The organism is Ruegeria sp. TASC047 (genome assembly GCF_059612445.1).
In genome coordinates, this window is sequence record NZ_JBXWQP010000013.1 from 94,256 (window position 1) to 120,750 (window position 26,495).

At 59.0% G+C, this 26,495-nt stretch carries 26 protein-coding genes; 11 read left to right on the forward strand and 15 right to left on the reverse strand.

The genetic code is table 11. The features are described from left to right. Positions 1-80 precede the first annotated feature (80 nt). Positions 81-260, reverse strand: coding sequence for a zinc-finger domain-containing protein (locus AC2FLO_RS01715; RefSeq protein WP_267364399.1), 180 nt, complete (start codon positions 258-260; stop codon positions 81-83). Positions 261-347: 87 nt separating this feature from the next. Between AC2FLO_RS01715 and AC2FLO_RS01720 the strand changes: the two genes are divergently transcribed. Further along, complete coding sequence (locus AC2FLO_RS01720; protein ID WP_496753468.1) at positions 348-1,340, forward strand: ABC transporter ATP-binding protein; 993 nt, start codon at positions 348-350, stop codon at positions 1,338-1,340. On the opposite strand, the gene AC2FLO_RS01725 is transcribed toward AC2FLO_RS01720, so the two are convergent. After that, positions 1,337-1,801 (reverse strand): DUF1203 domain-containing protein, encoded by a 465-nt coding sequence (locus AC2FLO_RS01725; RefSeq protein ID WP_480587485.1) that lies wholly within the window; start codon positions 1,799-1,801, stop codon positions 1,337-1,339. The genes AC2FLO_RS01720 and AC2FLO_RS01725 overlap by 4 nt on opposite strands. Positions 1,802-1,911: 110 nt before the next feature. On the opposite strand from AC2FLO_RS01725, the gene AC2FLO_RS01730 reads away from it, so the two are divergent. From AC2FLO_RS01730 to AC2FLO_RS01740, 3 genes are all read left to right on the forward strand, one after another. After that, a complete protein-coding gene (locus AC2FLO_RS01730) occupies positions 1,912-4,830 on the forward strand; it encodes an error-prone DNA polymerase (RefSeq protein ID WP_496753450.1) in 2,919 nt (972 codons plus the stop codon). A gap of 48 nt (positions 4,831-4,878) precedes the next feature. Then, positions 4,879-5,292, forward strand: a complete 414-nt coding sequence (locus tag AC2FLO_RS01735) for a group III truncated hemoglobin (protein ID WP_480587480.1) — start codon at positions 4,879-4,881, stop codon at positions 5,290-5,292. Positions 5,293-5,445: 153 nt separating this feature from the next. After that, complete coding sequence (locus AC2FLO_RS01740; RefSeq protein ID WP_480506582.1) at positions 5,446-6,384, forward strand: DMT family transporter; 939 nt, start codon at positions 5,446-5,448, stop codon at positions 6,382-6,384. Between the two features lie 59 nt (positions 6,385-6,443). Here AC2FLO_RS01740 and AC2FLO_RS01745 read toward each other — a convergent pair whose 3' ends face one another. Further along, positions 6,444-7,556 carry an S-(hydroxymethyl)glutathione dehydrogenase/class III alcohol dehydrogenase gene (locus AC2FLO_RS01745; protein WP_267364409.1) on the reverse strand — a complete coding sequence of 371 codons (1,113 nt, stop codon included), beginning with the start codon at positions 7,554-7,556 and terminating at the stop codon, positions 6,444-6,446. Between the two features lie 130 nt (positions 7,557-7,686). Here AC2FLO_RS01745 and AC2FLO_RS01750 point away from each other — a divergent pair, with 130 nt between their 5' ends. Further along, positions 7,687-7,977 (forward strand): I78 family peptidase inhibitor, encoded by a 291-nt coding sequence (locus AC2FLO_RS01750; RefSeq protein ID WP_496753451.1) that lies wholly within the window; start codon positions 7,687-7,689, stop codon positions 7,975-7,977. 66 nt (positions 7,978-8,043) lie between these two features. Further along, positions 8,044-9,696: a DUF6504 family protein gene (locus tag AC2FLO_RS01755; protein WP_496753452.1), complete on the forward strand. Its 1,653-nt coding sequence runs from the start codon at positions 8,044-8,046 to the stop codon at positions 9,694-9,696. Between the two features lie 3 nt (positions 9,697-9,699). Here the strand turns inward: AC2FLO_RS01755 and AC2FLO_RS01760 are convergent, their stop codons facing one another. After that, on the reverse strand, positions 9,700-10,425 hold the full coding sequence (locus AC2FLO_RS01760) for an SDR family NAD(P)-dependent oxidoreductase (protein ID WP_496753453.1): 726 nt from the start codon (positions 10,423-10,425) through the stop codon (positions 9,700-9,702). Positions 10,426-10,577: 152 nt separating this feature from the next. Between AC2FLO_RS01760 and AC2FLO_RS01765 the strand changes: the two genes are divergently transcribed. Genes AC2FLO_RS01765 through AC2FLO_RS01785 form a run of 5 tightly spaced genes read left to right on the forward strand, consistent with a single transcriptional unit; the run spans position 10,578 to position 14,784 of the window. Next, positions 10,578-11,909 (forward strand): NAD(P)/FAD-dependent oxidoreductase, encoded by a 1,332-nt coding sequence (locus AC2FLO_RS01765; protein WP_496753454.1) that lies wholly within the window; start codon positions 10,578-10,580, stop codon positions 11,907-11,909. Further along, complete coding sequence (locus AC2FLO_RS01770) at positions 11,863-12,408, forward strand: hypothetical protein (RefSeq protein ID WP_496753455.1); 546 nt, start codon at positions 11,863-11,865, stop codon at positions 12,406-12,408. The genes AC2FLO_RS01765 and AC2FLO_RS01770 overlap by 47 nt, the downstream gene beginning before the upstream one ends. Then, positions 12,408-13,631 (forward strand): MFS transporter, encoded by a 1,224-nt coding sequence (locus AC2FLO_RS01775; RefSeq protein WP_496753456.1) that lies wholly within the window; start codon positions 12,408-12,410, stop codon positions 13,629-13,631. The genes AC2FLO_RS01770 and AC2FLO_RS01775 overlap by 1 nt, the downstream gene beginning before the upstream one ends. Continuing rightward, the gene (locus tag AC2FLO_RS01780) at positions 13,628-14,245 is read left to right on the forward strand and encodes a DUF3833 domain-containing protein (RefSeq protein ID WP_496753457.1); all 618 of its coding nucleotides are present in this window, start codon (positions 13,628-13,630) and stop codon (positions 14,243-14,245) included. The genes AC2FLO_RS01775 and AC2FLO_RS01780 overlap by 4 nt, the downstream gene beginning before the upstream one ends. Next, positions 14,242-14,784, forward strand: a complete 543-nt coding sequence (locus tag AC2FLO_RS01785; protein ID WP_496753458.1) for a DUF3833 domain-containing protein — start codon at positions 14,242-14,244, stop codon at positions 14,782-14,784. The genes AC2FLO_RS01780 and AC2FLO_RS01785 overlap by 4 nt, the downstream gene beginning before the upstream one ends. Before the next feature lie 30 nt (positions 14,785-14,814). Here the strand turns inward: AC2FLO_RS01785 and AC2FLO_RS01790 are convergent, their stop codons facing one another. The 11 genes from AC2FLO_RS01790 to AC2FLO_RS01840 form a co-directional block, all read right to left on the reverse strand. Beyond that, complete coding sequence (locus AC2FLO_RS01790; protein WP_496753459.1) at positions 14,815-15,039, reverse strand: hypothetical protein; 225 nt, start codon at positions 15,037-15,039, stop codon at positions 14,815-14,817. Positions 15,040-15,290: 251 nt separating this feature from the next. Next, on the reverse strand, positions 15,291-15,743 hold the full coding sequence (locus AC2FLO_RS01795; RefSeq protein ID WP_496753460.1) for an SRPBCC family protein: 453 nt from the start codon (positions 15,741-15,743) through the stop codon (positions 15,291-15,293). A gap of 99 nt (positions 15,744-15,842) precedes the next feature. Continuing rightward, positions 15,843-16,655 carry an XdhC family protein gene (locus AC2FLO_RS01800; protein WP_496753461.1) on the reverse strand — a complete coding sequence of 271 codons (813 nt, stop codon included), beginning with the start codon at positions 16,653-16,655 and terminating at the stop codon, positions 15,843-15,845. Between the two features lie 13 nt (positions 16,656-16,668). Beyond that, the gene (locus AC2FLO_RS01805; RefSeq protein WP_496753462.1) at positions 16,669-17,859 is read right to left on the reverse strand and encodes a vWA domain-containing protein; all 1,191 of its coding nucleotides are present in this window, start codon (positions 17,857-17,859) and stop codon (positions 16,669-16,671) included. Further along, on the reverse strand, positions 17,859-18,725 hold the full coding sequence (locus AC2FLO_RS01810) for an AAA family ATPase (protein WP_496753463.1): 867 nt from the start codon (positions 18,723-18,725) through the stop codon (positions 17,859-17,861). Before AC2FLO_RS01810 ends, AC2FLO_RS01805 begins: the two co-directional genes overlap by 1 nt. Before the next feature lie 105 nt (positions 18,726-18,830). Next, the gene (locus AC2FLO_RS01815) at positions 18,831-21,248 is read right to left on the reverse strand and encodes an aerobic carbon-monoxide dehydrogenase large subunit (RefSeq protein WP_496753464.1); all 2,418 of its coding nucleotides are present in this window, start codon (positions 21,246-21,248) and stop codon (positions 18,831-18,833) included. After that, positions 21,245-21,739 (reverse strand): (2Fe-2S)-binding protein, encoded by a 495-nt coding sequence (locus tag AC2FLO_RS01820; protein ID WP_480474462.1) that lies wholly within the window; start codon positions 21,737-21,739, stop codon positions 21,245-21,247. Before AC2FLO_RS01820 ends, AC2FLO_RS01815 begins: the two co-directional genes overlap by 4 nt. Before the next feature lie 14 nt (positions 21,740-21,753). Further along, a complete protein-coding gene (locus AC2FLO_RS01825; RefSeq protein WP_496753465.1) occupies positions 21,754-22,587 on the reverse strand; it encodes an FAD binding domain-containing protein in 834 nt (277 codons plus the stop codon). Between the two features lie 139 nt (positions 22,588-22,726). After that, complete coding sequence (locus AC2FLO_RS01830; RefSeq protein WP_480587448.1) at positions 22,727-23,815, reverse strand: MHYT domain-containing protein; 1,089 nt, start codon at positions 23,813-23,815, stop codon at positions 22,727-22,729. An 85-nt stretch (positions 23,816-23,900) separates the two neighbouring features. Further along, on the reverse strand, positions 23,901-25,394 hold the full coding sequence (locus AC2FLO_RS01835) for a heme biosynthesis protein HemY (protein WP_496753466.1): 1,494 nt from the start codon (positions 25,392-25,394) through the stop codon (positions 23,901-23,903). A gap of 10 nt (positions 25,395-25,404) precedes the next feature. Further along, on the reverse strand, positions 25,405-26,495 hold a 1,091-nt coding region (locus tag AC2FLO_RS01840), incomplete at its 5' end, for a COG4223 family protein (RefSeq protein ID WP_496753467.1).

Consider the following 26,495-nt stretch of genomic DNA (forward strand, 5'->3'; position numbering starts at 1 on the left):
CAACGATAGAGCCACCCGCACCGCAGCCGCAAACTTCATCTTTTCATAAATACTCAATGCCCACACAGGGCAACACAGGCTCAGGCGTCAGTCTGATGCCCGGCCAGAACATATTTGCAGTCGCAATAGGGGCATTCGACCCAGCCTGCGTCTTCTGGAATTTGCAGCCACACGCGCGGATGGCCCAACGCACCTTCGCCGCCATCACAGGCAACACGGGCGGTTTCGACGATCTTGGTTTCCGGCGCTTCGATGGTCACGGCTGGCGATCCTTCTTCGGTTGTCGGCCACGCGGGCATGTATTAGGTGCGTTTATGAGCGATGATCAAACCGGGGGCAAGTGCCACATGTGCGACGCGGCAATCAGGATCGAAGGGCTGCGCAAAACCTATCGCGGTGGCAAAGGTCAGCCCGAAAAGCATGCGCTGAAAGGCATTGACCTGACCGTCCCGCGCGGCTCGGTTTTTGGTCTGCTGGGTCCGAACGGTGCCGGAAAATCGACCCTGATCAATATCCTGGCTGGTCTGGCGGTGAAATCAGCGGGTCGCGTGGCGATCTGGGGCTTCGATCAGGATCAGAGTCCACGCCAGTCGCGATCGGCCATCGGTGTAATGCCACAAGAGCTCAACCTCGACCCGTTTTTCACCCCGCGCGGCGCGCTTGAGGTTCAGGCCGGTCTCTATGGCGTTCCGAAATCCCAACGGCGCAGTGATCAGATTCTGGAATTGGTCGGTCTCAGCGACAAGGCCGAGGCCTATGCACGCACTCTTTCGGGCGGGATGCGGCGGCGGTTGCTGCTGGCCAAAGCACTGGTGCATCACCCGAAAATCCTTGTGCTTGATGAGCCCACAGCAGGTGTGGATATCGAACTGCGCCAGATGCTCTGGGCCAATGTGCGCAAGCTGAACGAACGGGGCATGACCATCATCCTGACCACCCACTACTTGGAAGAAGCGCAGGAGATGTGCGACGAGATCGCCATTATCAACCACGGCGAAAAGGTCGCGCAGGACAGCACGGCCAACTTGCTGGGCCGCATGGACAGCCGCACCATGGTGATTGTGCCCGACAGCCCGATCATTGATCTGCCTGTGTCAGAAGGCGTCGAGGCAGCTCTCCGCGATGATGGCAGCCTTGTCCTGCAATACCGAAACATTCAGACCAGTGCCGAGCAGGTTCTGGAATCGGTGCGCGCCGCGAATATCCGCATCCGCGACGTCCGCACCGAAGAGGCCGATCTTGAGGATGTATTCCTTGCCCTGACCTCGTCCCGTACCGAGGATCACCCAGCGGATGATCAGGATCAGCCACGCCGGGGCATCCACCGGGTCAAGCTTTAGGCGCGGTCTATTCGTGCCTGATAGCAGTTATTCCGCGCAGACCGCACGTGAATATAGGCGACGTCGGATCGGGAAAGGATTTCCCTGACTTTTGCGCCGATCCTGTCCGTCGGTGTGACCGCCCCGGTGCCATAGACGATCCTGTCATCCGCACCGTAGCCCTTGATCAGATAGTCGGGCGAGGTGGTCAGAATTTCGGGCAGCGCGTCTTCCTCGTATCGCTCGCATGGTGTTGCACACAGAAAGATCGGGCCGGTTTCTGCATAAGGATGTGTCTTTGAAAAAGGTCGATGTGCCAATATCAGCATCTCATCGCCCTCTGGAATATGTCGCAGGCAGTGGCGGCACGGGTTACCTGCACCCGTCGAAACAGCACGTTCCGGCGTTGAACCATATGCATCCGCGCCACCTGCCTGAAGGGCGCGTACATCGTTGGTGGGCAAAGCGGTGATTTTGAACATCTCGGATCTCCTTTTTTGCTGACCATGCCTGTGCGACCGGACCCAATCGACCCGTTTCCTGCGCAAAGGACTCGAAAAAGAACAAAACGTGAATATAATGTGGAATCGCCATGTATGCCGAGCTGTCGATCACGTCGAATTTTACCTTCCTCACCGGGGCGTCGCACCCCGAGGAGTATATGGAGCGTGCCGTCACCCTGGGCCTACCCGCCATTGCGATTGCCGATGACAACTCGGTCGCCGGGATCGTCCGCGCCCACACTCAGGCGCGCGAGATCGCCCGCAAGGTCCGCGAACGGCTGGCGTGGGAGGCACAGAATACCTCAATCGGTCCACCCTGCCCCGATCATATCCCCAAGCCGCCCTCCTATCCCATCCACGCGGTTCCCCGCCTGATCCCGGCGGCGCGACTGATCTTCACCGATGCGCCCATGGTCACCGCTCTGCCCCTGAACCGGCAGGGCTGGGCCAACCTGTGTCGCATCCTCTCCAAAGGCCGCCTGCGCGCCGATAAGGGCGACTGCATCCTGCACCTGTCTGACCTGCTCGAATTTTCCGATGGCCTCCACCTGCTGCTGTGGCCACAGGCGGCGGGCTCTCCGGGCGGCGCGGGCGCGTGGCGGACACAGGCGCAGCAGCTGACGCGCCGCTTTGCCGGGCGGATGCATCTGTTGATGCACCCCCGGTATGATGGCGCCGATGGTTCGTATTTCTCTTTATTAGAGACCGAAGCAAAACAGCTTGGCATCCTCACGCTCGCCAGCGCGACACCGATGATGCACCACGGCACCCGCCGCAAACTGGGCGATGTGCTGACCGCCATCCGCCTGCGTCGCAAAGTGGATGCATTGGGCCGGGACGCTTTGGCCAATGGTGAACAGCGCCTGCGCTCCGAGGCCGAGATGCTACGCATCTTCAAAGGTCATGAGGGGGCCGTTGCCCGCGCTTATGCGCTCAGCGAACAACTCACGTTCTCGCTGGACGAGCTGCGTTATGAATACCCCAACGAGGGCAGCACGCAAGAAACCCCGACCCAGCGCCTGCACCGTCTGGCGCATGAGGGGTTGAAATGGCGTTATCCCGCCGGGGCGTCCGAAAAGGCGAAAAAAATGCTGGCGCATGAGCTGACGCTGATCGGCAAGCTGAAATACGAACCCTACTTCCTGACCGTCCGCGATATCGTCCATTTCGCCCGTTCGCGCAGCATCCTCTGCCAGGGGCGTGGATCGGCTGCCAACTCGGTCGTTTGCTTTTGCCTCGGCATCACCGAAGTCAGCCCCGAGATGGGCACCATGGTGTTTGAACGCTTCGTCTCCGAGGCGCGCGATGAACCGCCAGACATAGACGTCGATTTCGAACATGAACGCCGCGAAGAGGTGATCCAGCACATCTATGACCGCTATGGCCGCGAACGCGCAGGCCTTTGCGCCACTGTCGTGCATTATCGCGGCAAACGCGCAATTCGCGAGGTTGGACGCGCCATGGGTCTGACCGAAGATACGATCTCGGCGCTTTCCTCACAGCTTTGGGGCTTTTTCTCGGCCTCGGGGCTTGAGGCGCAACGGATGCGCGAAATTGGCCTCGACCCCGAAGATCGGCGCCTGAAACAGACTCTAATACTGGTTTATGAGATCGACGGCTTTCCCCGCCACCTCTCGCAGCATGTGGGAGGATTCATCATCACCGAGGGTCGGCTGGATGAGCTTGTCCCCATCGAAAACGCCACGATGGAGGGTCGCACGGTCATCTGCTGGGACAAGGACGATATCGACAGCCTTGGCATCCTCAAGGTCGATGTCCTCAGCCTCGGGATGCTCACCTGCATCCGCAAGGCATTCGAACTGATCGGCCAGCACCACCAGACCAGCTATACCCTTGCCACCCTGCCACCCGAGGATCCGGCAGTCTATGACATGCTCTGCAAGGCGGACAGCATCGGCGTGTTTCAGGTGGAATCACGTGCACAGATGAACTTCCTGCCGCGGATGCGGCCGCGTAATTTCTATGATCTGGTGATCGAGGTTGCCATCATCCGCCCCGGCCCCATTCAGGGCGACATGGTCCACCCCTATATTCGCCGCCGGAACGGAGAGGAGGAGGTCAGCTTCCCCTCGGACGCGCTGGGCGAGGTGCTGGGCAAAACGCTGGGCGTGCCGTTGTTTCAGGAACAGGCGATGCAGATCGCCATTGTCGGCGCGGGCTTCACCCCGGAACAGGCCGATCGGCTGCGCCGCTCGCTGGCGACCTTCAAGAAACATGGCAATGTCAGCGAGTTCCGCGCGCTCTTTTTGCGCGGGATGAAGCGCAACGGGTATGAACAGGATTTCGCGGAACGTTGCTTTTCCCAGATCGAAGGCTTCGGCTCGTACGGTTTCCCCGAAAGCCACGCGGCCAGTTTTGCGCTGCTGGTCTATGCCTCGGCATGGATCAAATGCCACCATCCGGGCATCTTCGCCTGCGCCCTGCTGAATTCGCAGCCGATGGGGTTCTACGCGCCGGCCCAGATTGTGCGGGATGCGCGCGAACATGGGGTACAGGTGCGCCCGGTCTGCATCAATGCCAGCTTTTGGGACAATGTGATGGAGCCTGATGGCCATGGCGGGCTGGCGCTGCGGCTGGGCTTTCGCCAGATCAAGGGCCTGAGCGAGGAAGACGCCAGCTGGCTGACCGCCGCGCGCGGCAACGGCTACACCCAGGTCGACGATGTCTGGCGCCGCGCAGGCCTTGGACCATCGGTGATCGAACGGCTGGCCGAGGCTGATGCCTTCGCCGCCTGCGACCTGACCCGGCGCGAGGCGCTGTGGCAGGCCAAGGCAATTGCCACAGCCAAGCCTCTGCCCCTGTTTTCGCAAGATCTGGAGGGCGAGGCGCTGGACGAACCCGAGGCTTATCTGCCGCAAATGACGCTGGGCGAACAGGTGGTCGAAGATTACGTCGCCACCCGCCTCAGCCTACGGGCGCACCCGGTGGCCCTGCTGCGGCATCTGCTGACGCCGGATGGGCGCGACAAAACCACCTCTGTTCCGTAACCCCGGAACACCCTATCTGCCGAAAACAGAGTCGAAATTCAGGCCGTCATGACCAGACCCATCCTTCCCCCGCGCTTTCCCGCGACGCCCGCGCAGATCAACGCGCAAGTTCGCGCCTTTTATGCCCGTGTCCGGCAAGACGCGGTTCTTGGGCCCGTATTTGCCAACCACGTCACCGACTGGCCCGCGCATGAGGACAAGATCGCCGCCTTCTGGCGCAATGCCATCCTGTATGAGCGCTGCTATGACGGCAATCCGCAACGGGTCCATATCGAACGGCCCGATGTGAAACCGGAATTCTTTGCCCATTGGCTGGATCTGTTCGAAGAGGTCGCCACCCGGACCCTGCCCGCGGAAACGGCCACACCGTGGGTCGCCTTAGCCCGCCGCATCGGTGTCGGCATGAAGGCAGGTGTCCAATCCGCACGACAGCCCAAAGACGCGCCGCCGATCCTGCGATGATCCCGGATCATGGCGGCCATGCGTTTTTAGCGATAAAATAAGGGCTATTCGCGCCCTCGGAATAGGGTTAAGCAGCACTACGGACAGCCGGGAACCCTGCCTGCGCTGCTATGATGTATCGTCACCATACCAACATAGGCCGAGGCCGGATCGATGAGTGCTCAAAACAACACCCTGCGGGGGCTTGGCTATGCATTTCTGGGATTTGCCGTCTTTGCCAGCCACGACGCGCTGATCAAGGTGCTGGGCGGCACCTATTCAGTGATGCAGATCATCTTTTTCGCCACGCTGTTTTCGTTCGTTCCAATGGCCGTCACGATCCTGACCGACCGCACGACGGGAAACTTTCTGCCGCATCACCCATGGCTGGTGTTGCTGCGCTCGGGCCTGATGGTAACGGCCATGTCCTGCGCGTTTTACGCGTTTTCGGTTCTGCCACTGGCCGAGGTCTATTCCTTGCTGTTTTCATTCCCGTTGATCGTCACGGTGCTGTCGATCCCGATACTGGGTGAAGTGGTCCGCGTTCAGCGCTGGGCTGCGGTTGGTGTCGGCCTGATCGGCGTCCTGATCGTTCTGCGCCCCGGTGCAACGGATATCACACTGGGCCATATGGCCGCCCTGATGGCCGCCTTTTGCAGCGCCTTTGCCTCGGTCCTTGTGCGCAAGATCGGGAATGAGGAGCGCTCGGCCGTGCTGATCCTCTATCCGATGCTGCTGGCTATCGTCGTGATGAGCCTTGCCCAACCGGCTGTATACCAGCCGCCTTCCCTGCTTCATCTGGCGATGATGGCGCTGGTTGGAGTGTTCTCGGTCATCGCGCAACACCTGATCATTCTGGCCTACCGCGCCGCACCCGCCGGTGTCGTCGCCCCCAGCCAATACAGCCAGATCATCTGGGCGACGCTGTTTGGCATGATCTTCTTCGACGAGCGCCCTGACATCTGGGTCGCCGTCGGTGCCAGCATCATCATCGCGTCCGGCGTCTATGTTGTTTGGCGAGAAAGCCGGGCCAACACCACCTCGGTCAACACCCCGGTTCTGCGGGTTCGGTCGCCGCGTTCAGATACCGGGGCGTCACGGCCTGGAAAGTAGGTCCAACGAAAACGGCGCGCCGATCAGCGCGCCGTGGTTGGAAAATGTGGATTTTACTCTTAGTAGATAACCACCGACCGAATGCTTTCGCCCTTATGCATCAGGTCAAAGCCGTGGTTGATGTCGTCCAGACCCATGGTGTGGGTGATCATCGGGTCGATCTCGATTTTGCCTTCCATGTACCAGTCGACGATCTTGGGCACGTCCGTGCGCCCACGTGCGCCGCCAAAGGCAGTGCCGCGCCACGACCGGCCGGTGACCAGCTGGAATGGCCGGGTCGAGATTTCGGCCCCTGCAGGTGCCACGCCGATGATGATCGACTCACCCCAGCCCTTATGAGCCGATTCAAGTGCTGCGCGCATCACGCCGACATTGCCTGTGGCGTCAAACGTATAATCCGCTCCGCCCTTGGTCAGGTTGACGAGATACGGCACCAGATCGCCTTCAACTTCGGACGGGTTCACGAAGTCGGTCATGCCGAACCTGGTGGCCATTTCCACTTTGGAGGGGTTCAGGTCGACGCCGACGATCTGGTCTGCTCCGGCCAGACGCAGGCCCTGAATCACGTTCAGACCGATACCGCCCAGACCGAACACGATGGCGCGGCTGCCGATTTCGACCTTGGCGGTGTTGATCACCGCGCCAATGCCGGTGGTCACGCCGCAGCCGATATAGCAGATCTTGTCGAACGGCGCGTCCTCGCGCACCTTGGCCAGCGCGATTTCAGGCAGAACCGTGTGGTTCGAGAAGGTCGAGCAGCCCATGTAATGCAGGATCGGATCGCCATCCAAGGTCGAGAAACGAGAGGTGCCATCGGGCATCAGACCCTTGCCCTGGGTTTCCCGGATCGCCTGACACAGGTTGGTCTTGGGGTGCAGACAGTATTCACACTCGCGACATTCCGGCGTGTAAAGCGGGATCACATGATCGCCCGGCTTCAGGCTGGTTACGCCCGGACCCACTTCGACCACCACGCCTGCGCCTTCATGGCCCAGAATGGCCGGGAACAAGCCTTCGGGGTCTGCACCCGACAGGGTGAATTCGTCGGTATGACAGATACCGGTGGCCTTGATCTCGACCAGAACCTCGCCCGCCTTGGGGCCTTCGAGGTTCACATCCATCACTTCCAAAGGTTTGCCTGCCTGAATGGCGACGGCGGCACGGGTACGCATGCTACTTATCTCCCTGTCACTTTTGCCCCGACCCTGCGTCAATTACAGGGTGTTTTCAACCGTGCTTTCATGGCAGGTTGGCTAATTAATTGATATTGCAGAAACGACATTGCCAGAATGAGGAACGCCAATGCACCGATTTTTCTCGATCCTGTTCTTTCTGGCGGCCTGTGCTGAAACCCCGCCCGCGCCCGAAGACGCTTTGCTGCCGCCGGAACCTGCCCCGGTCGATCTGGCCTTTTGTCAGGGAGAAGATTTTTCCGATACCGTTGGCCAGCCGGTTTCGAACATTCAGGCAAACCTGCCCGCACGGTCGCGCGTGCTGGGCCCGGATGGCATCGCCACACAGGATTACCGCATCGACCGGCTGAACGTGTACGTGAATGGCGACGGGATCATCCTGCGGCTGACCTGCGGATAAGGGCGGACTCGACTCAGGCATCGATTCTCACTTAAGAACAAAGTAAGAACATTGTGATGCCTGCAAATGCCCAAACGCCGAATACTTTCGCTATGGTTCCCCCGTCTGGGGGCTGAACGGCTGATCCGCGCTGCGCGGGGACTGCATACCGGGCCTTTGGCCATCGTGGCCGAGCAGTCGAACATGCAGGTTATTACCTCGGTGAATGCCGATGCGCAGGCTGTCGGGCTACGTGTAGGCCAGCCGGTGCGGGATGCTCATGCCATGTGCTCCAACCTGATCACGCGCCACCGTAACGCCCCGGCCGAAGCCGCGTTCCTGGCCGCGTTGCGTCGCTGGGCGGGAAAGTTCAGCCCATGGGTGGCCGAAGAGGCCCCGGACGGGCTGATCGTCGATCTGTCAGGTTGCGCCCATCTGTTTGGCGGAGAGGAGGCGTTGCTGAACGTTCTTGAAACCGATTGCGCGGATATGGGCCTCAGCGTACAGATTGGCATCGCCGACACGCTGGGCGCAGCCTGGGCTTTGGCGCGCTATGCGGGGCAGGCGGCCACATCCGACCGCAATGGCGACGCCATCAGTCAGGAGGCCCGTGCCACCCGCGCCCGGGCGGGTAAACGGCGGCACTGGACCAAAGGCGGCACCGCGCCGCAAGTGAGGGCCCTGGGCGGAGGCGCGCGGATCGCGCCGCCGGGGCAATCTTATGGCGCACTCAGCCCCCTGCCTATCGCCGCGCTGCGGTTGGAAGATCAGGTTGTCGTGCAGCTGAACCGTCTGGGCCTGCGCCGCATCGGCGATCTGCTGGGTCAACCCCGCGCCAGCCTAGCGCGGAGGTTTGGACGCGGGCTGGTTCTGCGGTTGGATCAGGCCATGGGCAGCGCGCCCGAGCCTGTCTCGCCCGCCCGCCCGCCGCACCATTTCGCGGTGCGGATGACCCTGCCCAACCCAATTGGTCTGGTTGAGGATGTCATGGCTGCGGTTGATCGGGTTCTGCCAACGCTTTGCACCAAGCTGGAAGAAAAGGGGCGCGGTGCCCGCACCCTGCGGCTGGAGGCGCACCGCGCCGATCAGGCAGCTGAGGTTATCGAGGTCGGCCTGGCCCGCCCAACTTACGATAAATACCGCATTCGCCCTTTGTTAGAGATGAAAATCGACAAGATCGACGCAGGCTACGGCATCGACATGCTGCGGCTTGAGGCGGTTCAGACAGAACCCATCCACGCCCGTACCGTGGCCGGCCATGCCGAAGCCCGCCGTGTGGCCCGCAACCGGCTGGCGGGCAACACCGCCGTGGATGATCTGATCGGCAAGCTGGGCGCGCGGGTGGGGCTTGAGGCAATCACCCGGCGCCATCCCGCGGCCTCGCACATCCCTGAGAAAACGGCGCAAACGCTGGCGGCCGCATGGTCGGAACCTGCCCGCGACTGGCCTGCGCCGCCACGCCCCCGCCCCCTGCTGATGTGGCAGCCTGAGCCGGTGATGGCACCGGAAACCCCTGACGTGCCCAGCGCCTTTCGCTGGCGCGGGCGTAACTGGCAGCTGGCGCAGGCCACCGGCCCGGAACGGATCGCACCGGAATGGTGGCTGGATGACCCGAACTGGCGCAGCGGCGTGCGGGACTACTGGGTTGTGGTGACACAGCAGGGCGAGCGGTTGTGGCTGTTTTACGGCCATGGCGGAACCATGTCTGCAGGCTGGTTCTGTCACGGGCAGTTTGGTTAGGGTCTATTTCCCTCGGTACACCAACAGATCCGGCAGATAGTCAATCAGACGGATAAACCACGAGAATGGTGCAGGAAAATCCGTACGAAAACGGCGCCGCGACATCGCCTTGACCACACGACCCGCCGCATCCTCGGGGCTCATCAGCATGGGCATCCTGAAGCTGTTTTTCTCAGTCAGTCGGGTCTTGATGAAGCCGGGATTAATGATCCGCACGGTCACGCCGGTGCCTGCCAGATCATGGCGCATCGTTTCCGCCAGGGAAATCAGCGCCGCCTTGCTGGCCCCATATCCGATGGCCGCTGGCAACCCGTGATAGCCCGCGAGCGACCCGATCAGCGTAATATCCCCCCGACCTGCCTTGACAAGGTCCGGAACGGTTTCACCCAACACACGCAAAGCACCCAGATAGTTCACATCACCCATCCTGAGCGACGCTTCTGTATCCCAATCCGCCGAGCGCACGGGGTCATACGCGCCGGCATTGTAAACCAGCCCATCGACCAGACCCGCCTCGGCCACAGCCCCGCGAACAGAGTCTAAATCAGTGACATCGCACCGGATCGCGCGGGCATAGGGAAGCTCGGAACAAATGTCAGCCAAACGTTCAGAACTACGCGCCGACAAGATCAAATGCGCGCCCCTGTCGCTTAGCGCATCAGCCAAAGCACGACCCAAGCCTTCGCTTGCGCCGATGATCCAATAGGTTTTTCCGTCAAAGCTGCTCATGCGCGGGCCGATTCAGTCATGTTTCATATTTTACGGGCCCGTGACGCAATTGGATCAAACGGGATTGCACCTCTGGTAAAACTTCCAACCGGATTGATCCAACTGCACCTACCCCGCGTATTTCATTCTAAGAACCACATAACGAGGCTGGAATGTTCGACGAAACCCAGGGTGTACGGAAGAAAATCGCAGTTATTGGTGCAGGTATTTCAGGCCTTTCAGCCGCCTACTACCTTTCAGAAAACAACGACGTGACCCTCTATGAGGCGGAACCGCGTTTAGGTGGCCATGCCCGCACAATCATGGCCGGAAAGAACGGCGATCAACCAGTGGATACCGGTTTCATCGTCTTCAACTACGCAACCTATCCTTTTCTGACCCGACTTTTTAATGAGCTCAATGTTCCCGTTATCGAAAGCGAAATGAGTTTTGGCGCGACAATCGACAATGGTCGTATCGAATATGGGTTGAACAATCTGCGCACCCTGACCGCGCAGAGACGCAATCTTGCGCGCCCCGCCTATTACAAGATGATTGCCGACATTCTGCGCTTTGGCAAAATGGCTCCGGAGGCTGCAAAAGACGACGACACCACGATTGGTGAGCTGGTGGATCAGCTTCGGCTGGGACACTGGTTCCGCCACAACTATCTGATGCCCATGTGTGGGGCGATCTGGTCAACTCCGGTTGAGCTGGTGGATCAGTTCCCTGCACGCTCATTGGTACAGTTCTTTCGAAATCACGCCCTTCTGGCCAGTGGCCGCGCAAATCAACACCAGTGGTACACAGTAAAAGGTGGCAGTATCGAATATGTCCGCCGGATCGATGCCGCCCTGCGGACACGAGGGGCGGCAATCCGTTTGGCCAGTCCGGTTCAGAACATTTCCCGGAGTGAGACGGGTGTTACGGTCCGCAGTCAGGGTGCGGTGGATCAGTTTGATGAGATCATCCTGGCCACCCATTCTGACCAGTCGCTTGCCATTTTGGGCAGGAATGCCACCCCGGCGGAAACCGCTGCGCTGGGCGCAATTCGGTACCAACCCAACACCGCCACCCTGCATTGCGATCCTGGCCAGATGCCAAAGCGGCGTGCGTGCTGGTCCAGCTGGACCTATCGATCACAGGCCGGAGAGGTAGGCGTTACATATTGGATGAACCGACTGCAGAGCATCCCGGACAACGACCCGCTTTTTGTGACGCTGAACGCCTCGACAGAGGTTCCTGAGGATAAAATCTATGATCAGGTCGAATTTGCCCACCCGGTATTCGACAAAGCCGCCCTGAAAGCACAGGGGCATATTCGCGAGATACAGGGACAGAACCGAACTTGGTTCGCCGGTGCGTATAACCGGCACGGATTTCACGAAGACGGGATTGCCAGCGCGATGCATGTTGTTGAGCGGATAAATGGCACCCCGCAAATGATCGGAGCTGATTATGCCATTCTTGGACAAGATCCGGCCATCTCTGTTGCCGCCGAATAGCGGGATGCTGCGCGCGACCCTTCTGAGCCTTTCCTTGCTGGCCCCCACTGGGTTGATTGCCTCGCATGTGACGGAAGAGTTGGATGGTGCACAGCTTCTTGGCACTGCAACCTTCCGCTATCTCGGGTTTCCGATCTACGACGCCAAACTTTACACACCCAAAGGTGCGTCATTTAGTTGGAGTGAAGATTTCGGGCTTCAGCTGACATACCGTAAAAGCATCAAGAAGAATGCGCTGGTCAACTCGACGCTCGACGAGATGAAACGCGTCGGCCACCCTGCCCCGATTGGCGACCAACTGGATGTATGTTTTAAAGGTGTCACCAAGGGTGACAGCTATCTGGCGGTGTCCGACGGGCCAGACAAGGTCAGTTTCTGGCTGAACGGTCGAAAGACCTGCACAATGGCATATCCGGGCATCAAACGCAGTTTCATGTCGGTTTTCCTTGGCGAAAACACGCGGTCGGCGTCCTTCACCCAAATGCTTCAGGGAAAGTGATGCTTTACCCTCGGGTCAGCTTATACGCGCTGATGCTCGCTGCGGCGGGCATCCCGCTATACATTCATCTACCGCGTTTTGCGGCGGTGAATCTGGGCATTGGACTGGGGGTGATTGGCACCGTCTTGCTGATGATCCGATTGGTCGATCTGGTACAGGACCCACTGATCGGTTGGGCGATAGATAGATGGCCCGGTGGCCAGCTTGTCTTTGCGTCCATGGCAGCACTCGGCCTTGCCATTGGATTCCCGGTGCTGTTCAGCCTGCAACAAGGAACAGATGTGCTGACGCTGGTTGTTCTTCTGATGCTGTTGTTTTCGGCTTATAGCCTGGGGACTATCCTGCTCTACGGGCGAAGTGCGACGCTGGCGAAACGCGCTGACGCGAAGGAGTTGATGACCCTCGCCGCTTATCGGGAAGGCGGACAACTGACAGGCGTTATCATCGCGGCAAGTGCCCCTGCCCTTTTTGTTGCTGCCGGAGCCCACGCGCAAGGCTATCCCGCGTTTGGTCTGTTTCTGGGTCTGCTATCGGTCGCAACCCTTTTGTTGACCGTTCCGATCTGGCGGCGGCCCGCAATCACCGGATCCGGTCTGTCTTTCTCAAGCCTGGGCCAGGCCGGAGGTTTGCGTCTTTTGGTGCTGGCTTTGATCAACAGCCTACCCGTGGCCATTACATCGACCCTGTTTCTATTTTTCGTAGAGGACCGATTGCAATTGCCGGGTAAAGCCGGGCCACTGTTGATCCTGTTTTTCCTCAGCGCAGGCGTAAGCGTGCCGCTTTGGGCAAAACTCAGTAACCAAATTGGCCCGAAACAGACACTGATGATTGCAATGCCGCTTTCCATCGCGGGATTTATCGGTGCCGCCACACTGAGCGCTGGGAACCTCACCGGTTTTGCAGTGATTTGCCTCGCCTCGGGTGCCGCTCTGGGCGCGGATATGGTCGTGCTGCCCGCCATGTTTTCGGTCACATTGACCCGAGCCGGTCTTAACGCGTCCACAGCGTTTGGTATCTGGTCCTTTGCTGGCAAGCTGGGCCTGGCCCTGGCAGCCTTTTTTACCCTGCCATTGCTGGAGCGCAGTGGCTTCACCCCCGGTCAAACCAATTCCGCCCAAGCGCTTGATACACTCAATCTCGCCTACGCGGTGCTGCCCTGCATCCTGAAACTTGGGGCCTTTGGAATGGTCCTGACCCTGCCAACCGAGGTCACAAGCAAATGAATGCTTTCGTCATCATCCTGCTGGCTCTGCTGATTGCAATGTTTGTCCGCGCCCGACTGCTGAGCTTTCGTGCGCAGAGCCCGTCAGACTATGCCGGTACCGGGCCCACTTTTTCGCTGAAGAAGCATCTGAACGGTGAAATCCTGTCCGAAGGTCTGATCTATGGCCCCAATGGCAGGATGTCGAACAGCTTTGTGGCCCGCATGGTTGGTGAGTGGAATGGGAACACAGGCACACTTTCCGAGTTTTTCACGTACTCAAATGGCAAAAAGATGAACCGTAAGTGGTATCTGACGCTGGGCACCAGAAATACGTTTACGGCAACGGCAGAGGATATCGTTGGCGAAGGTCACGGCACGATATCCGGCGCAACGATCAAGCTGACCTACAGGATCATTCTGCCCAAGGACGCAGGAGGACACACGCTGGATGTTACAGACTGGATGTATTTGACAGAACAGGGCGTTATCATGAATCGCTCCGAGATGCGTAAGTTTGGCATCAAGGTTGCTGAGCTCGTTGCAACAATGCGCCCGACCCCCAAATCACATCCGATCCACGTAGGTGGCGCAAATGAGTATAGCATCACTTCAGAAAGGCGGCTGATGCAATGATCACAGGTCGCTCTCTGATTACATGCGTTTCCGTCGCAAGCTTTGCACTTCTGGTTGCCTGCTCTGGCAAACCCAAGGTTCCGACAACCTTTCTGTCTGAACGGCAACTGAACCTCGAGGAATTCTTCGACGGAAAGACCGTGGCTTACGGGCAGTTTCAGGATGTACTGGGGAACGTTCCACGCAGATTTGAAGTCGATATCGACGGCACATGGGACGGGAAAACCCTGACACTGGTCGAGAATTTTGTCTACAACGACGGCGCAACCGAACAGCGCATCTGGACGTTGACAAAGACTGGCGATGACACGTGGACTGGTACTGCGCCCGGTGTGCTGGGAACCGCCAGCGGGACCGAGAGGGGCGACACCTTCAACTGGAAATACAAAATAGACCTGCCTGTCAAAGATGGCACGATGCGCGTCAGCTTTGACGACTGGATGTGGTTGCTGACCAAGGACCGTCTGTTAAACCGCGCTTACGTCTCACGCTTTGGCATACGCCTCGGCGAAGTTATCCTGATCTTTGAAAAAGAATAGATCCCGCTATTCCCATCCAGACGTTGCTCATCAATAAAATATGAACTCGTCCACCGGCACCTGTAGCAGTCGCCTTGCTGCGCCAGCCATGTTTGCACTTTGCCCATCTTGCGTTGCAGAGTCGTGGTGGGCTCCGTCTTCAATTTTCAAACGGGCACGCTCAATCTCGCCCCACAAGAAAAAAAGACCGTCTCGTTTGCCGACAAGACCGGCAGGTATCGTGGTCCGCAAAACACGAGTTTTTGCCTGTGACATCTGCTCTCTTACTGCCTCCGGTGTTTTCCACCTTTTGCAGAAAATCTACCGGTTATTTCGGGAAAAGCCAATTTTTTATGGGCAGAACCCGATTTTCAACCCCCCGTTGACAGGGGTGTTTGCAGCTCTCGCTGAAGGGTGTTGTCCTGACTGAGTTTTTGCAGTCACCGCCGATTGCCACACTTCGGTTGATGGCGGGTCCCCCGCCTTGTCGACAGTGGTCCGTGCTTTGACAAACTCTCGGCCCCGGATCATGCAGCCGACTGCTCTGACACGATCTCTCCGAACCGCGAAAAAAACTTTGCCGACAACTTCTTGGCGGTTCCCGCAATCAGCCGACTGCCGAGCTGAGCAATCTTGCCACCAACATCAACCTTCGCCGTGTATTTCAGTACGGTTTCGTCCCCTTCTTCGGTCAACGAAACGTCTGCGCCGCCTTTGGCAAATCCAGCCGCCCCGCCCTTGCCTTCACCCATCAAAGAGAACCCGTTTGGTGCATTGGCCGTGTCCAATGTGACCTCACCCGCAAAGCGCGCTTTGACCGGGCCAATTTTCAGAATAACTTTCGCCTCAAGCTCGGTTGGTGATTTCTGCGTCAGTTCCTCACATCCCGGGATGCATTCCATCAAAATGTCGGGATCGTTAAGCGCGCGGTAAACGACGTCGCGTGGCGCTGCGATACGGATTTCATCAGTCAGTTCCATTCAGGTCTTTCCTTTGTTCAACAACATCTTGGAAATAGGCGCATTGCAGCCGTTTCTATCCTTTGAGCCAGCAACGCAGGCCACATGTGGCAAAGGTGTTCAAGCAAGCTTTTCATCATGCGACACCTTTGCTGCCTTTTCACCGTTCCGCCACATCACAATCTCGGCCAAAATCGACAGGGCGATCTCATGTGGGTCTATGGCATGTATGTCCAACCCCGCCGGGGATTTCAGGCGCGCAACTTTCAAAGGGTCCAATCCCTGGGCGATAAGCTTTGCAGTCAGCGTTGCTGCCTTGCGGCGACTGGCCACCATCGACACGCGTGCCGCATCGGTTTCCAATGCAGCCTTCAAAGCGGATGCGTCGCTGCGCCCCTGCGCAGCCACCACGACATAGTCCCGCGGCTCCACGCCCAGCGCATCGACCTGAGCCAAAGCGAACCGCACATGGTTTCCAGCAATATCAAGCCCATCCTCGACAGCCGTGCGAAATCCGGCCAGCGATCCATGCGCTGCCAGAGCTTTGGCAATCAACCCCTCGCCGAAAATCACCAGCCGGGGCGCGTGTTGATAGGGTTCGACCAAAAGATCAACTGTACCACCGGACGGGCACCCACTTTTGAACGTTTGAACACCATCGGGATCCGTCATGTTCACCACCTTTTCCGAAGGTTTGACACGGATAATCTGCGGCGCCCCGGACGCCCAAGCCTGTTGCGCCGCGGCCCGCACCGCGCGTTGCACACAAGCCCCGCCTAGATGCCCCAGGATTTCACCCGCCTGGGTAATCGCCGCCTTCCCTCCAGCTTTGGCCGAGGTCGCATCCGCCGTGCGCAAAACCGTCGCCACACAAAAGGCCTCTCCGGTTCCGCGCAGCTGATCGATGGTGTCAAAAATGTCGAAATTCGCCAAGGTCAGACTCCTTTCACAGCTTTTGGAACTGCGGCTCAAGCGCCGCCAATGCATCCAGCGTATTGGCCGGCAAATGCGCATCCAGATAGGGTTCAGCCGCCAGCATCGCTGCCGCAATAGGTTGATAGTCCTTCCAGCCCTTCAAGGGGTTCAGCCAGACGATCCGGCGTGCCTTGCGCCTGATACGCGCCAGCATATCCCCCAGAGCCTGCGGATCAGAACTGCAATATCCGTCCGACAGGATCAGGACGACAGTACGCCCGTTCAGTGCCCGCGCGCCGTATCCCGACAGAAATCGCTCCAGACTGCCGGAAATATCGGTACCGCCGCCGAAGCCTTCGGCCATCAGAGACAACCGACCCGCAGCCCGGAGGGTGTCATGGTCGCGCAACGCATCTGTAACCCGCATCAATCGTGTGTGAAACAAATACGCATCCGCCTTGATCCCGCTGCCGATCAACCCTTTCAGGAAGGCCAAAAACACGCGTGAGTACGCGGTCATCGAACCACTAACGTCGCACAATGCTACAATCCGCATCGGACGCGGTGGCCGCGCTCGGCGATACAGGTCCAGCGGCTCACCACCACGCGCCAGACTGGCGCGCTGTATTCGGCGCATATCCAGAACAGCCCCGCGCAACGCCCGTTTCCGGCGGCGCGATCGCCTGTCCCGAAATGCCCGCGCCAAGGTCAGCGCGGCTGTTTCAGCCTGTTTTAGGGCCTCTTCGTCCATCAACTCTCGCAAGTCCCGGCGTGACAGGTTGGCCGTTCGCGTGGCGATCAACTTGCCGTCCACCCCTTCGGCTTCCCCTTCACCGCAGTCAGGCAGAGTGGCCTCTTGCTCCGACCCGGATCGTGGTTCGTCCTCACCCTGAGTTCTGGTCTGCCAGATCATTGGCTTGGCGGACTGCACCCGCACATGCTTGTTTTTCGCTTTTCCCGAACGCTGTGCGCCAGCGTTGAACCAATAGGCGTCAAACAGTTCATCAAACCGGCGCCAATCCTCTGCATCTCCGGTCAATATCGCGCACATGGCTTGCCGGGCCTGTTTGGCATCCGTTGCATCCACTTCGGACAAGGCGGCAAGCACGTCCCCCGCATCCGACGCCCCCAATTGCATACCGTTCATTCGCAAATGCGCTATGAAGCCCGACATACGGTCGGCAAGACCCGAGGCCCGAGAGGGAAAGCGCGTAACCTGCATCACGCGACCTTTCCGATCAGACGATCCATCACCTCGGGCGGTGCCGCATTGTAATCTGAGGCAGTTTTCAGCAAACACACCAGTGTCGCCTGCACGTTTTCGCGGGATTTGGCCAGATCATTGACACCCAACCCGGACAGGGCTGCTGCCCAATCCAGCATTTCGGCGATGCCCGGTTTCTTCTCAAGATCTTCCTGACGCAGCGCCTGTACAACACCGATGATCTGACGCGCCATAATCCCCTCGATTTCAGGCAGTCGCGCCCGCAGTATTGCCAGTTCGGTCTCCCTCGAAGGATAGTCAAGAAAGCTGTACAAACACCTTCTGCGCAGCGCATCCGACAAATCCCGCGTCCCGTTGGCCGTCAGAATGACAACAGGCCGCACATGTGCCTGCACCGTTCCCAACTCGGGTATGGTGATCTGAAAGTCTGACAGGATTTCCAGAAGATAGGCTTCGAACTCCTCATCCGCCCGATCAATCTCATCAATCAACAGAACCGGAGGTTTCGTTTCCGAGATAGCCTCTAACAAAGGCCTTTTCAGCAAATATTCATCCGAAAACAGCTGCGCCTCCGCGACGCCGCCTTGCGCTTCGCTCGCCCGGATCGCCAATAGCTGTCGCTGATAGTTCCATTCATAGATGGCATGACTGGCATCCAGACCTTCGTAGCATTGCAGACGTATCAATCGCGTATCGCGCCAGGCTGCCACCGCTTTCGCAACTTCGGTTTTCCCCACACCCGCCGGCCCCTCCAGCAACAAAGGGCGCCCAAGTTGCTGCGCCAGATGCAACGCCATGGCCAACCGATCATCGGCAACATAGCCCTGCGCGGCCAACCCGTTCTGCACGTCGTTCAAGGTCAAAACCAGGATCCTATCTTCATCTGGCCCCAAATATCCCGGGGGAGGTTCGGAGGGGGCAGAGCCCCCTCCATCCAGTCGGACCGGCAACAGCCGGTCCGATCCCAATCACCCATGCATCCCCAGACCATTGGCAATCTTCCAAATCCGCCAGTGATCGTGCGGCATATGGCTCTGCACCAACCCAAAAGGCCGGAACGCGTCATGCACTGCGTTCGAGAACGCAGGCACACCGCCGACATTCGGGCTTTCCCCGACACCCTTTGCGCCAATCGGATGGTGCGGGGATGGGGTCACCGTATGGTCAGTGGTATAGTTCGGCGTCTCCCACGCGGTTGGCAGGAAAAAGTCCATCAGCGTACCGGTTTTCACATTGCCCATGTCATCATAGGCAATCTCCTGACCCATCGCGATGGCCAGTGCCTCGGTCACACCCCCATGGACCTGCCCCTCGATGATCATCGGGTTGATCCGAGTGCCACAGTCATCCAGCGCATAGAACTGCCGGACTTCCCATTCACCAGTATCCACGTCAATCTCCATGACACAGATATAGGCTCCGAACGGATAAGTCATATTGGGCGGGTCATAGTAACTGACGGCCTCCAGACCCGGCTCCAGCCCAGGAATGGCCTGATTATAGGCGGCGAATGCGATTTCCTTCATGGTCTTGAACCGCTCAGGCGCGCCTTTCACAGCAAAGCGATCCACGTCCCATTCGACGTCATTGTCGTGTACCTCCAGCAGATAGGCCGCGATCATCTGGGCTTTTGCCCGAATTTTGCGGGCCGCCATTGCCGTGGCCGCGCCAGCCACCGGAGTGGACCGGGATCCATAGGTCCCAAGCCCGTAAGGCGCGGTATCCGTGTCACCCTCTTCCAGCGTGATGTCATCGGCGGGCAGGCCGATTTCACTGGCGATGATCTGGGCAAAGGTTGTGGCGTGGCCCTGCCCTTGACTGATCGTCCCCAGCCGCGCAATCGCTGATCCGGTCGGATGAATGCGAATCTCGCAGCTGTCGAACATCCCCAGCCCGAGGATATCGCAGTTCTTCACCGGTCCGGCTCCGACGATTTCCGTGAAATGCGTCAGGCCGATGCCCAGCAGCTTGCGCGTTTTTCCTTCCTTGAAATCCGCGATCCGCTGCGCCTGTTCCGCCCGCAGACCCTCATAGTTCACAGCCTTCAGCGCTTTGTCCCAAGCGGTGTGATAATCGCCCGAGTCATATTCCCAGCCCAGCGCGGATTGATAGGGAAACTGATCTGCCTTGATGAAGTTGATCCGACGCAACTCGGCCGCGTCCATGTTCAACTTGATGGCCAGAACCTCGATCATGCGTTCGATGAAATAGGCGGCTTCGGTCACGCGGAAGGAACAGCGATAGGCCACACCGCCCGGCGCCTTGTTGGTATAGACGCCATCCACCGCCAAATAGGCAGTCGGGATGTCATAAGACCCGGTGCAGATATTCATGAACCCGGCAGGGAATTTGGTCGGGTCGGCACAAGCGTCGAAACCGCCATGATCCGCAGTGGTGTGACACCACAATCCAGTGATCTTGCCTTCCTTGGTGGCAGCAATCTTCCCCTGCATCCAGTAGTCACGGGCAAAGGCAGTGGACATCAGGTTTTCCATCCGGTCCTCGACCCATTTCACCGGCTTGCCGGTAACTATCGAGGCCACCACCGAACACACATAGCCTGCGTAGGCCCCCACCTTGTTGCCAAACCCACCACCGATATCGGGGCTGATCACGCGGATATTGTGCTCGGCCAGCCCCGAAATCAGCGACACAACCGTGCGGATCGCGTGCGGAGCCTGGAACGTCCCGTACAGAGTCAGCTTGCCAGTCACCTTGTCCATCGACGCCACGCAACCGCAGGTCTCAAGCGGGCACGGGTGGGTGCGGTGGTAATAGATCATCTCTTCGGCGACCACGTCCGCCTCGGCCAGCACGGCTTCGGTCGCGTCCTTGTCGCCCTGTTCCCACGTGAAGATGTGGTTGTGATGTTTACGCGGTCCATGTGCGCCTTCGGTCTGACCTTCCAGGTCTTCGCGGAGCACCACGTCCGACTTCAACGATTCGAACGGGTCCGTGATGACAGGAAGCTCTTCGTATTCGACCTCGATCAATTCAACGGCATCCGCCGCGACATAGCGGTCTTCGGCGACGACATAGGCAACTTCCTGGCCCTGGAACAGCACCTTGCCATCGGCCAGCACCATCTGCTTGTCACCGGCCAATGTCGGCATCCAGTGCAATCCCAAAGGCGACAGGTCTTCGGCGGTCAAAACGGCGATCACGCCGGGCAGTGCCAAAGCGGCCTCTTTGTTCACGCTGACGACACGGGCATGTGCGTAGGGGGATCGCACAAAATCGCCAAACAGCATCCCGTCCAGCTTGATGTCATCGACGTAATTACCCTTGCCTTGGGTGAAACGCACGTCCTCGACGCGCTTTCGGGCGCAGCCCATACCTTTGAGGTTGGCAGCGCGTTCTTCGGGGGTCAGAGTCTGGTCGTTCATTCCGCGGCCTCCTTCTGAGCATTGAGCAAATCAGCCGAAGCCGAGATCGCCTTGACGATATTCTGGTATCCGGTGCAGCGGCACAGGTTTCCGGCCATGCCGAAACGGATTTCCTCCTCGGTCGGGTTCGGGTTTTCCTGAAGCAGACGATGCGCCCGGGTGATCATGCCCGGCGTGCAGAACCCACATTGCAGCCCGTGATGTTCGCGAAACATTTCCTGCAACACTCCAAGGCTGCCATCATCATTGGTCAGGCCTTCAACGGTTGTGATCTCAGCACCGTTTACCTGCGCTACAAAGGCGGTGCAGGATTTGACCGACTTGCCGTCGATATCCACGGTGCAGGCACCGCAGTGGCTGGTTTCACACCCGATATGTGGGCCGGTGATTTTCAGGTCTTCCCGCAGGAAGTGGATCAGCAGCGTGCGCGGCTCGGCCAGACCTTCAACCTGCTTGCCGTTTACGGTCAGTTTGACATGCATTTTCGACATTGGTTCCCTCCCCCTCAGCCCGCGCGGCTTTGCGCACGGTCGATGGCGCGGCGCAGCACCACGGCTGCCACGTGTTTCTTGAATTCGACAGGGCCGCGGTTGTCAGCGACCGGATCGATCGCGTCTAGCATTGCGGCAACGCACCCTTCGACATCGCCCGCAGCCAGCGCGGTGCTTGCCTCATCCGACCAGATGGGCGTGTCGGCCAGATTGGTCATCGCAACCGAGGCCTGACCGTTGCCAACCATCACAGCCGCGGCGGCGGTCGCATAATCTCCTATCTTGCGCTTTTGCTTTTGATAGGCCTGCCCCACGCCTGCACCCGGTACAGGGATCGAAATCCGGATCAGGATTTCTTCGTCTTCGCGGGCGGTGAAATACGCGGCCTCATAAAAATCACGCGCGGCAACTGTCCGGTTCCCGTCCGAGCCGGACAACTCGAACGCGGCGTTCAAGCATTGCATCAGACCCGGCATGTCATTGCCCGGGTCACCATTGGCTACATTGCCACCGACAGTGCCCATGTACCGCACTTGCGGATCCGCAATCTGAAGCGCCGCCTCGCGGATCAGCGGAATGGCTTCGGCCAGACTGCTGTGGGTGATCAGCTCGTGCTGCGTGACCATCGCACCCAAAGTAACGGTGTCAGACCCGACCTCAATCCCCTTGAGTTCTTCAATGGCCTGAAGATCGACCAGATGACCCATCTCGGCCATCCGAAGCTTCATCATCGGGATCAGGCTGTGCCCGCCCGCGATCACGCGCGCCTCGTCGCCATGTTCCTGTAGAATGCCGATGGCCGAGGCAATGTCGCCTGGCCGGTGATACTCAAAGCCGGCTGGTATCATGTTTTTCCTCCCTGGGTCCGGGCGATATGCCTTGGGGGACCTGAGGTAAGGAAAGAACGGCGGATTTAACTGATCCAGTTAAGGAAAACGGAGCGCGCGGCTTGTTTCACGAAATGCGAAAGAACTGCACGAGTTGCGCCTAGACCCCCAGTGCTTCGCGAATATCTGTCAGGCGGGACCGGCTGACCGGCACCTTGCTCAGTGCGTCAACGCCATCGAAATAACAGGTGCCGTTGTCCTTGTGGCGTTCAAATCGCGAGACGTGTTTCGGGTTCACCAGATAGCTGCGATGCGCCCGCAGGAAACCTTCGGGCAAAAGCCGCGTTTCCGCATCGGTGATCGACCAGGGGCAGAACAGTTTCTCTGCATCCATATAGAGAACCGTATAATGCCCCTCGGCCCGAATGGCGGCGATCCGCGCGGGATGCGCAAAAAAAGTCTGGCCTTCGCGCTCATACGGAACACCAGCGCGCATTGGGGCGGGTTCCGACACAGGTCCTGAGGCAGGTGCAGTCACGGGCTTTGGCTCTATGAACGTAATACCGGTCAACAGGAAAGCACCACAGATCAGAAAGACGGATACCGTCACCCCCATTGCCAAAACTTGGTTATCCAGCGCAGGACCCGCACCACCGAGGCTGTCGCTCGCGACGAAATCCGTAAGGCCTGTGGCGACAAAATGCATGGTGAACACCGCCAGCCCGAAACAAACCGTGCCGAGCAGGATGTTTCGTTGAGTCCGGTTGCCATAAGCCACCCAGATTGCAGACACCGACAAGATTACCGATGCCAGCGCTGACAGAGCAACATCGAAAATGTCATAGACAGGGCGGCAAAGCTGCATTCCAGCCATCCCGACATAGTGCATCGCGACGATACCCAGCCCGACAATCACACCGGACCCGATCATCGTCTGAACCGAACGAGGCCGGAAATGCAGCAGCAGCAACGCCAGCCCGACCATCAGGATCGCAACCAGTGCCGACATCAGGGTAATCAGGGCATCATAGTAGAACAGGATTGGCAGTTGCAGCCCCAGCATCGCTACGAAATGCATCGACCAGATGCCGCCGCCCAGAATGACAGCGGCCAATGCCACCACGAACTTGCGCTGCTGGCTATCCAGCCTTGACGCGCCATGCGTCAGGTACAGACCCGTGAACCCGGCCATGAGCGCCACGGCAAGCGAAGCCACCACCAACCAAGTGTTGTGAGAGTAGTCCAGCATTTGGATTTGAACGCCCTCCCCGACGCGAGGATGACGTTAGCAAACCGAATTGATTGCGACAATTCACAGTTAGCAACAGCAGGGCTCAGACCTGTTTCTGAGCCTCTGCATCGTCCGCGACCTCTACGGCATCCACTGAGACTTCAACCACATCATCGTCCACCGCAGGCTCGACTGTTTCGGGTTCTTCGGTCTGGTTTTCAAGTGCGCCGACGATCAGGGGCAACATGTGAACCCCGGTTGCTGTTGCAATCTCGGGTGTCTGTGGTGTCTGCCAGCTGAGCGTATCGAAGCTGTGGCAGTTCTGACAGACAGGCCCCCATTCGGGTTGAATGTCATGACAGTTGTCGCACACCCATTGCGGGCCGCGCGGCGCGTTCAGTGCCTTGGCAAGCCAACCTTGGACAACGGCGTCCGTGGCACCCTCGCCGCGCTCAACAGCAGCCATCAATGTATAGGCGCGCGCATCACCCCGTTTTTCGACAACATCACCCAAGGCACGGCGGGCTTCGGGAAAGTCTTCGGCCACAATGTTCAGCTCGGCCAGGATCAAACGAGTTTCCATGTTTTCAGGATGAATGCGGGTCAGTGCCGTGAATCGTCTGACCCGTTGTTCGGGAGTTTCATCCGGCGCGATCTCGGCAAAGGCATGGGCCAGATCCGGATGTGGGCGAACCTCCCACGCTTTTTTCAGGATCTTTGTCGCCGCCCGGGACTTGCCCTTGGCGATATACGCGCGGGCCGCCATGGCGGCGGCGGGAACCAGATCGGGCGACAGGCGATTGGCTTCGATTGCGCGCTCTTGTTGCTCGACAGTTGCGCCTTCATCCAGGATTCCCTTGGCTTCTGACAGCGCCAGAACCGCATCGCGGCGTTTGAAGACGTCGCGCGGCAGATACCCTGCTTTCAACTTGGAAGTCAGCGTCGACCGGGCACCGGCCCAATCCTGCGCCTTGGTCTGCAAATTCAGCAGAACATCCTGTGTCTCTTCGTGACGCGGTTTGATGGCCAGTGCCTTTTCGGCCAGCTTGCGGGCGGTTTCATCATCTCCCTCGGCAAGCTTCTGTTTCATGATACCGCGCACCCCGACAAATCGGGTCGCACTGTTTGTCACCAGTTTCTTGTAGGTGTCCGAAGCTTTCTTGGTGTCACCCGTCATCTCGGCAGCCTGCGCCACCAGTAGATCCGTCAGTTCCGGCTTGTTCAACAGCTTTTCGGCTTTACTGGCCTTGGTCATGGCAATGCGCCCCTCGCCCGAGGCCAACGCCATCAACCCATCGGCAAGCGCCTGATAGCCGCGCTGTTCCCGGCTGCGGTCGAAATAACGCGACAGGGCGGTTTCGTCGCCGTTGAGGAATTTGAGCGTCGCAACCAAAAGGCTGAGCAGTTTGAAGAACAACCAGACCGCAAATACCAGAACACCCAGCGCAATCACCGACTGAAGCGGCCCAAGGGTGAATTCCGTGCCCGCGACCGTGATCTGCACCCCACCACTGGTTTGCATCAGGAAGTGACCGCCCAGCGCCAGCAGGCCGATAATCGCAACAAAAACGAGGATCTTAAACAATGACCACAGCATGGCAGGTCCTTCAGTTCGAGTTCAGGCTGGAAGCCAGCGTATTCACGGCGTCAACGGCGGCGGCTCGTATCCCGGCCGCCTGCTCCCAATCGGCCATCGCAGCCTGCGCCACTTCGGGAAGTGATTTCAGTTCATTCAACGCTTTGGTCAGGTCGCCATCTGCCAGCGCAGCCTGCGCGCGCGACAGAACAGCGTCTGGACCATCACCTTCCTGAGGCGTGACGGAACGGGCGCCCGTTTGGCGTTGCAGGAAGGCGACCAAACCCGTTCCTTTTTCAGCCTCGCGCGCCTCGGCCAATGCATTTCGCGCCGCAGGCTCGAACGACGCCCGAAGCGCGGTCAGCGTTTCCACGCCTTTTTCCGACGGGCCGGACAGGGCGTCCGGCACATTCACGCCGCCTGCCTTCAATTCAGCAACCAGTTCCGAAAAAGGCTGGCCGGTATCCAGCTGCCCACGCAGGCGCGCCAGAGTGGCAGCATTCGTTGCGGCTTGTGCTTCTGCCGAGGCTTTCGCTTCAAGGGCCTGAGCGTCCGAAACCATTTTTTCGACTTCAGCCCGTTGCGCTGCCAGCGAATCCTGAAGTTTCTTCAGTTCCGCCTCAAACGCGGCGGTTGCCTCGGGCGAGGCAGTGGAGGCAATCGGGGCTTTTTCCAGCGCAGCGATCCGTTCCGTCAATGGCGCGACCTGACCGGACAGCGCATCAACCGAGGATTTTACCGTGCTCAGGTCGCCTTCAACCGGTGTCAGCTTGTCCGACAACGTTTTGACCTGATCTGCCAGTCCAGACACATCAGGGCTGTTTGCAAGCGCCTGTGACAGTTTGGCGATCTGGTCCGACTGCTCTGTCAGCTTTGCTTCCAGCTCTGCCAGCGCTCCCGAGTTGTCCGGGCTGGTTGGCAGCAGCCCTCCGTTGCCCAGCGCGAAAACTGCAACGGCAGCCAGCGCGCCCCCCAACAGGGCCGGAACGAAACCGCCACGTTTTTCAACTACGCGTTCGACGGTCTTTTCAGTGACCGGGGCTTCGGCTTCGGCTTCGGCTTCGGCTTCGGCTTCGGCTTCGGCTTCGGCTTCGGCTTCGGCTTCGGCTTCGGCTTCGGCTT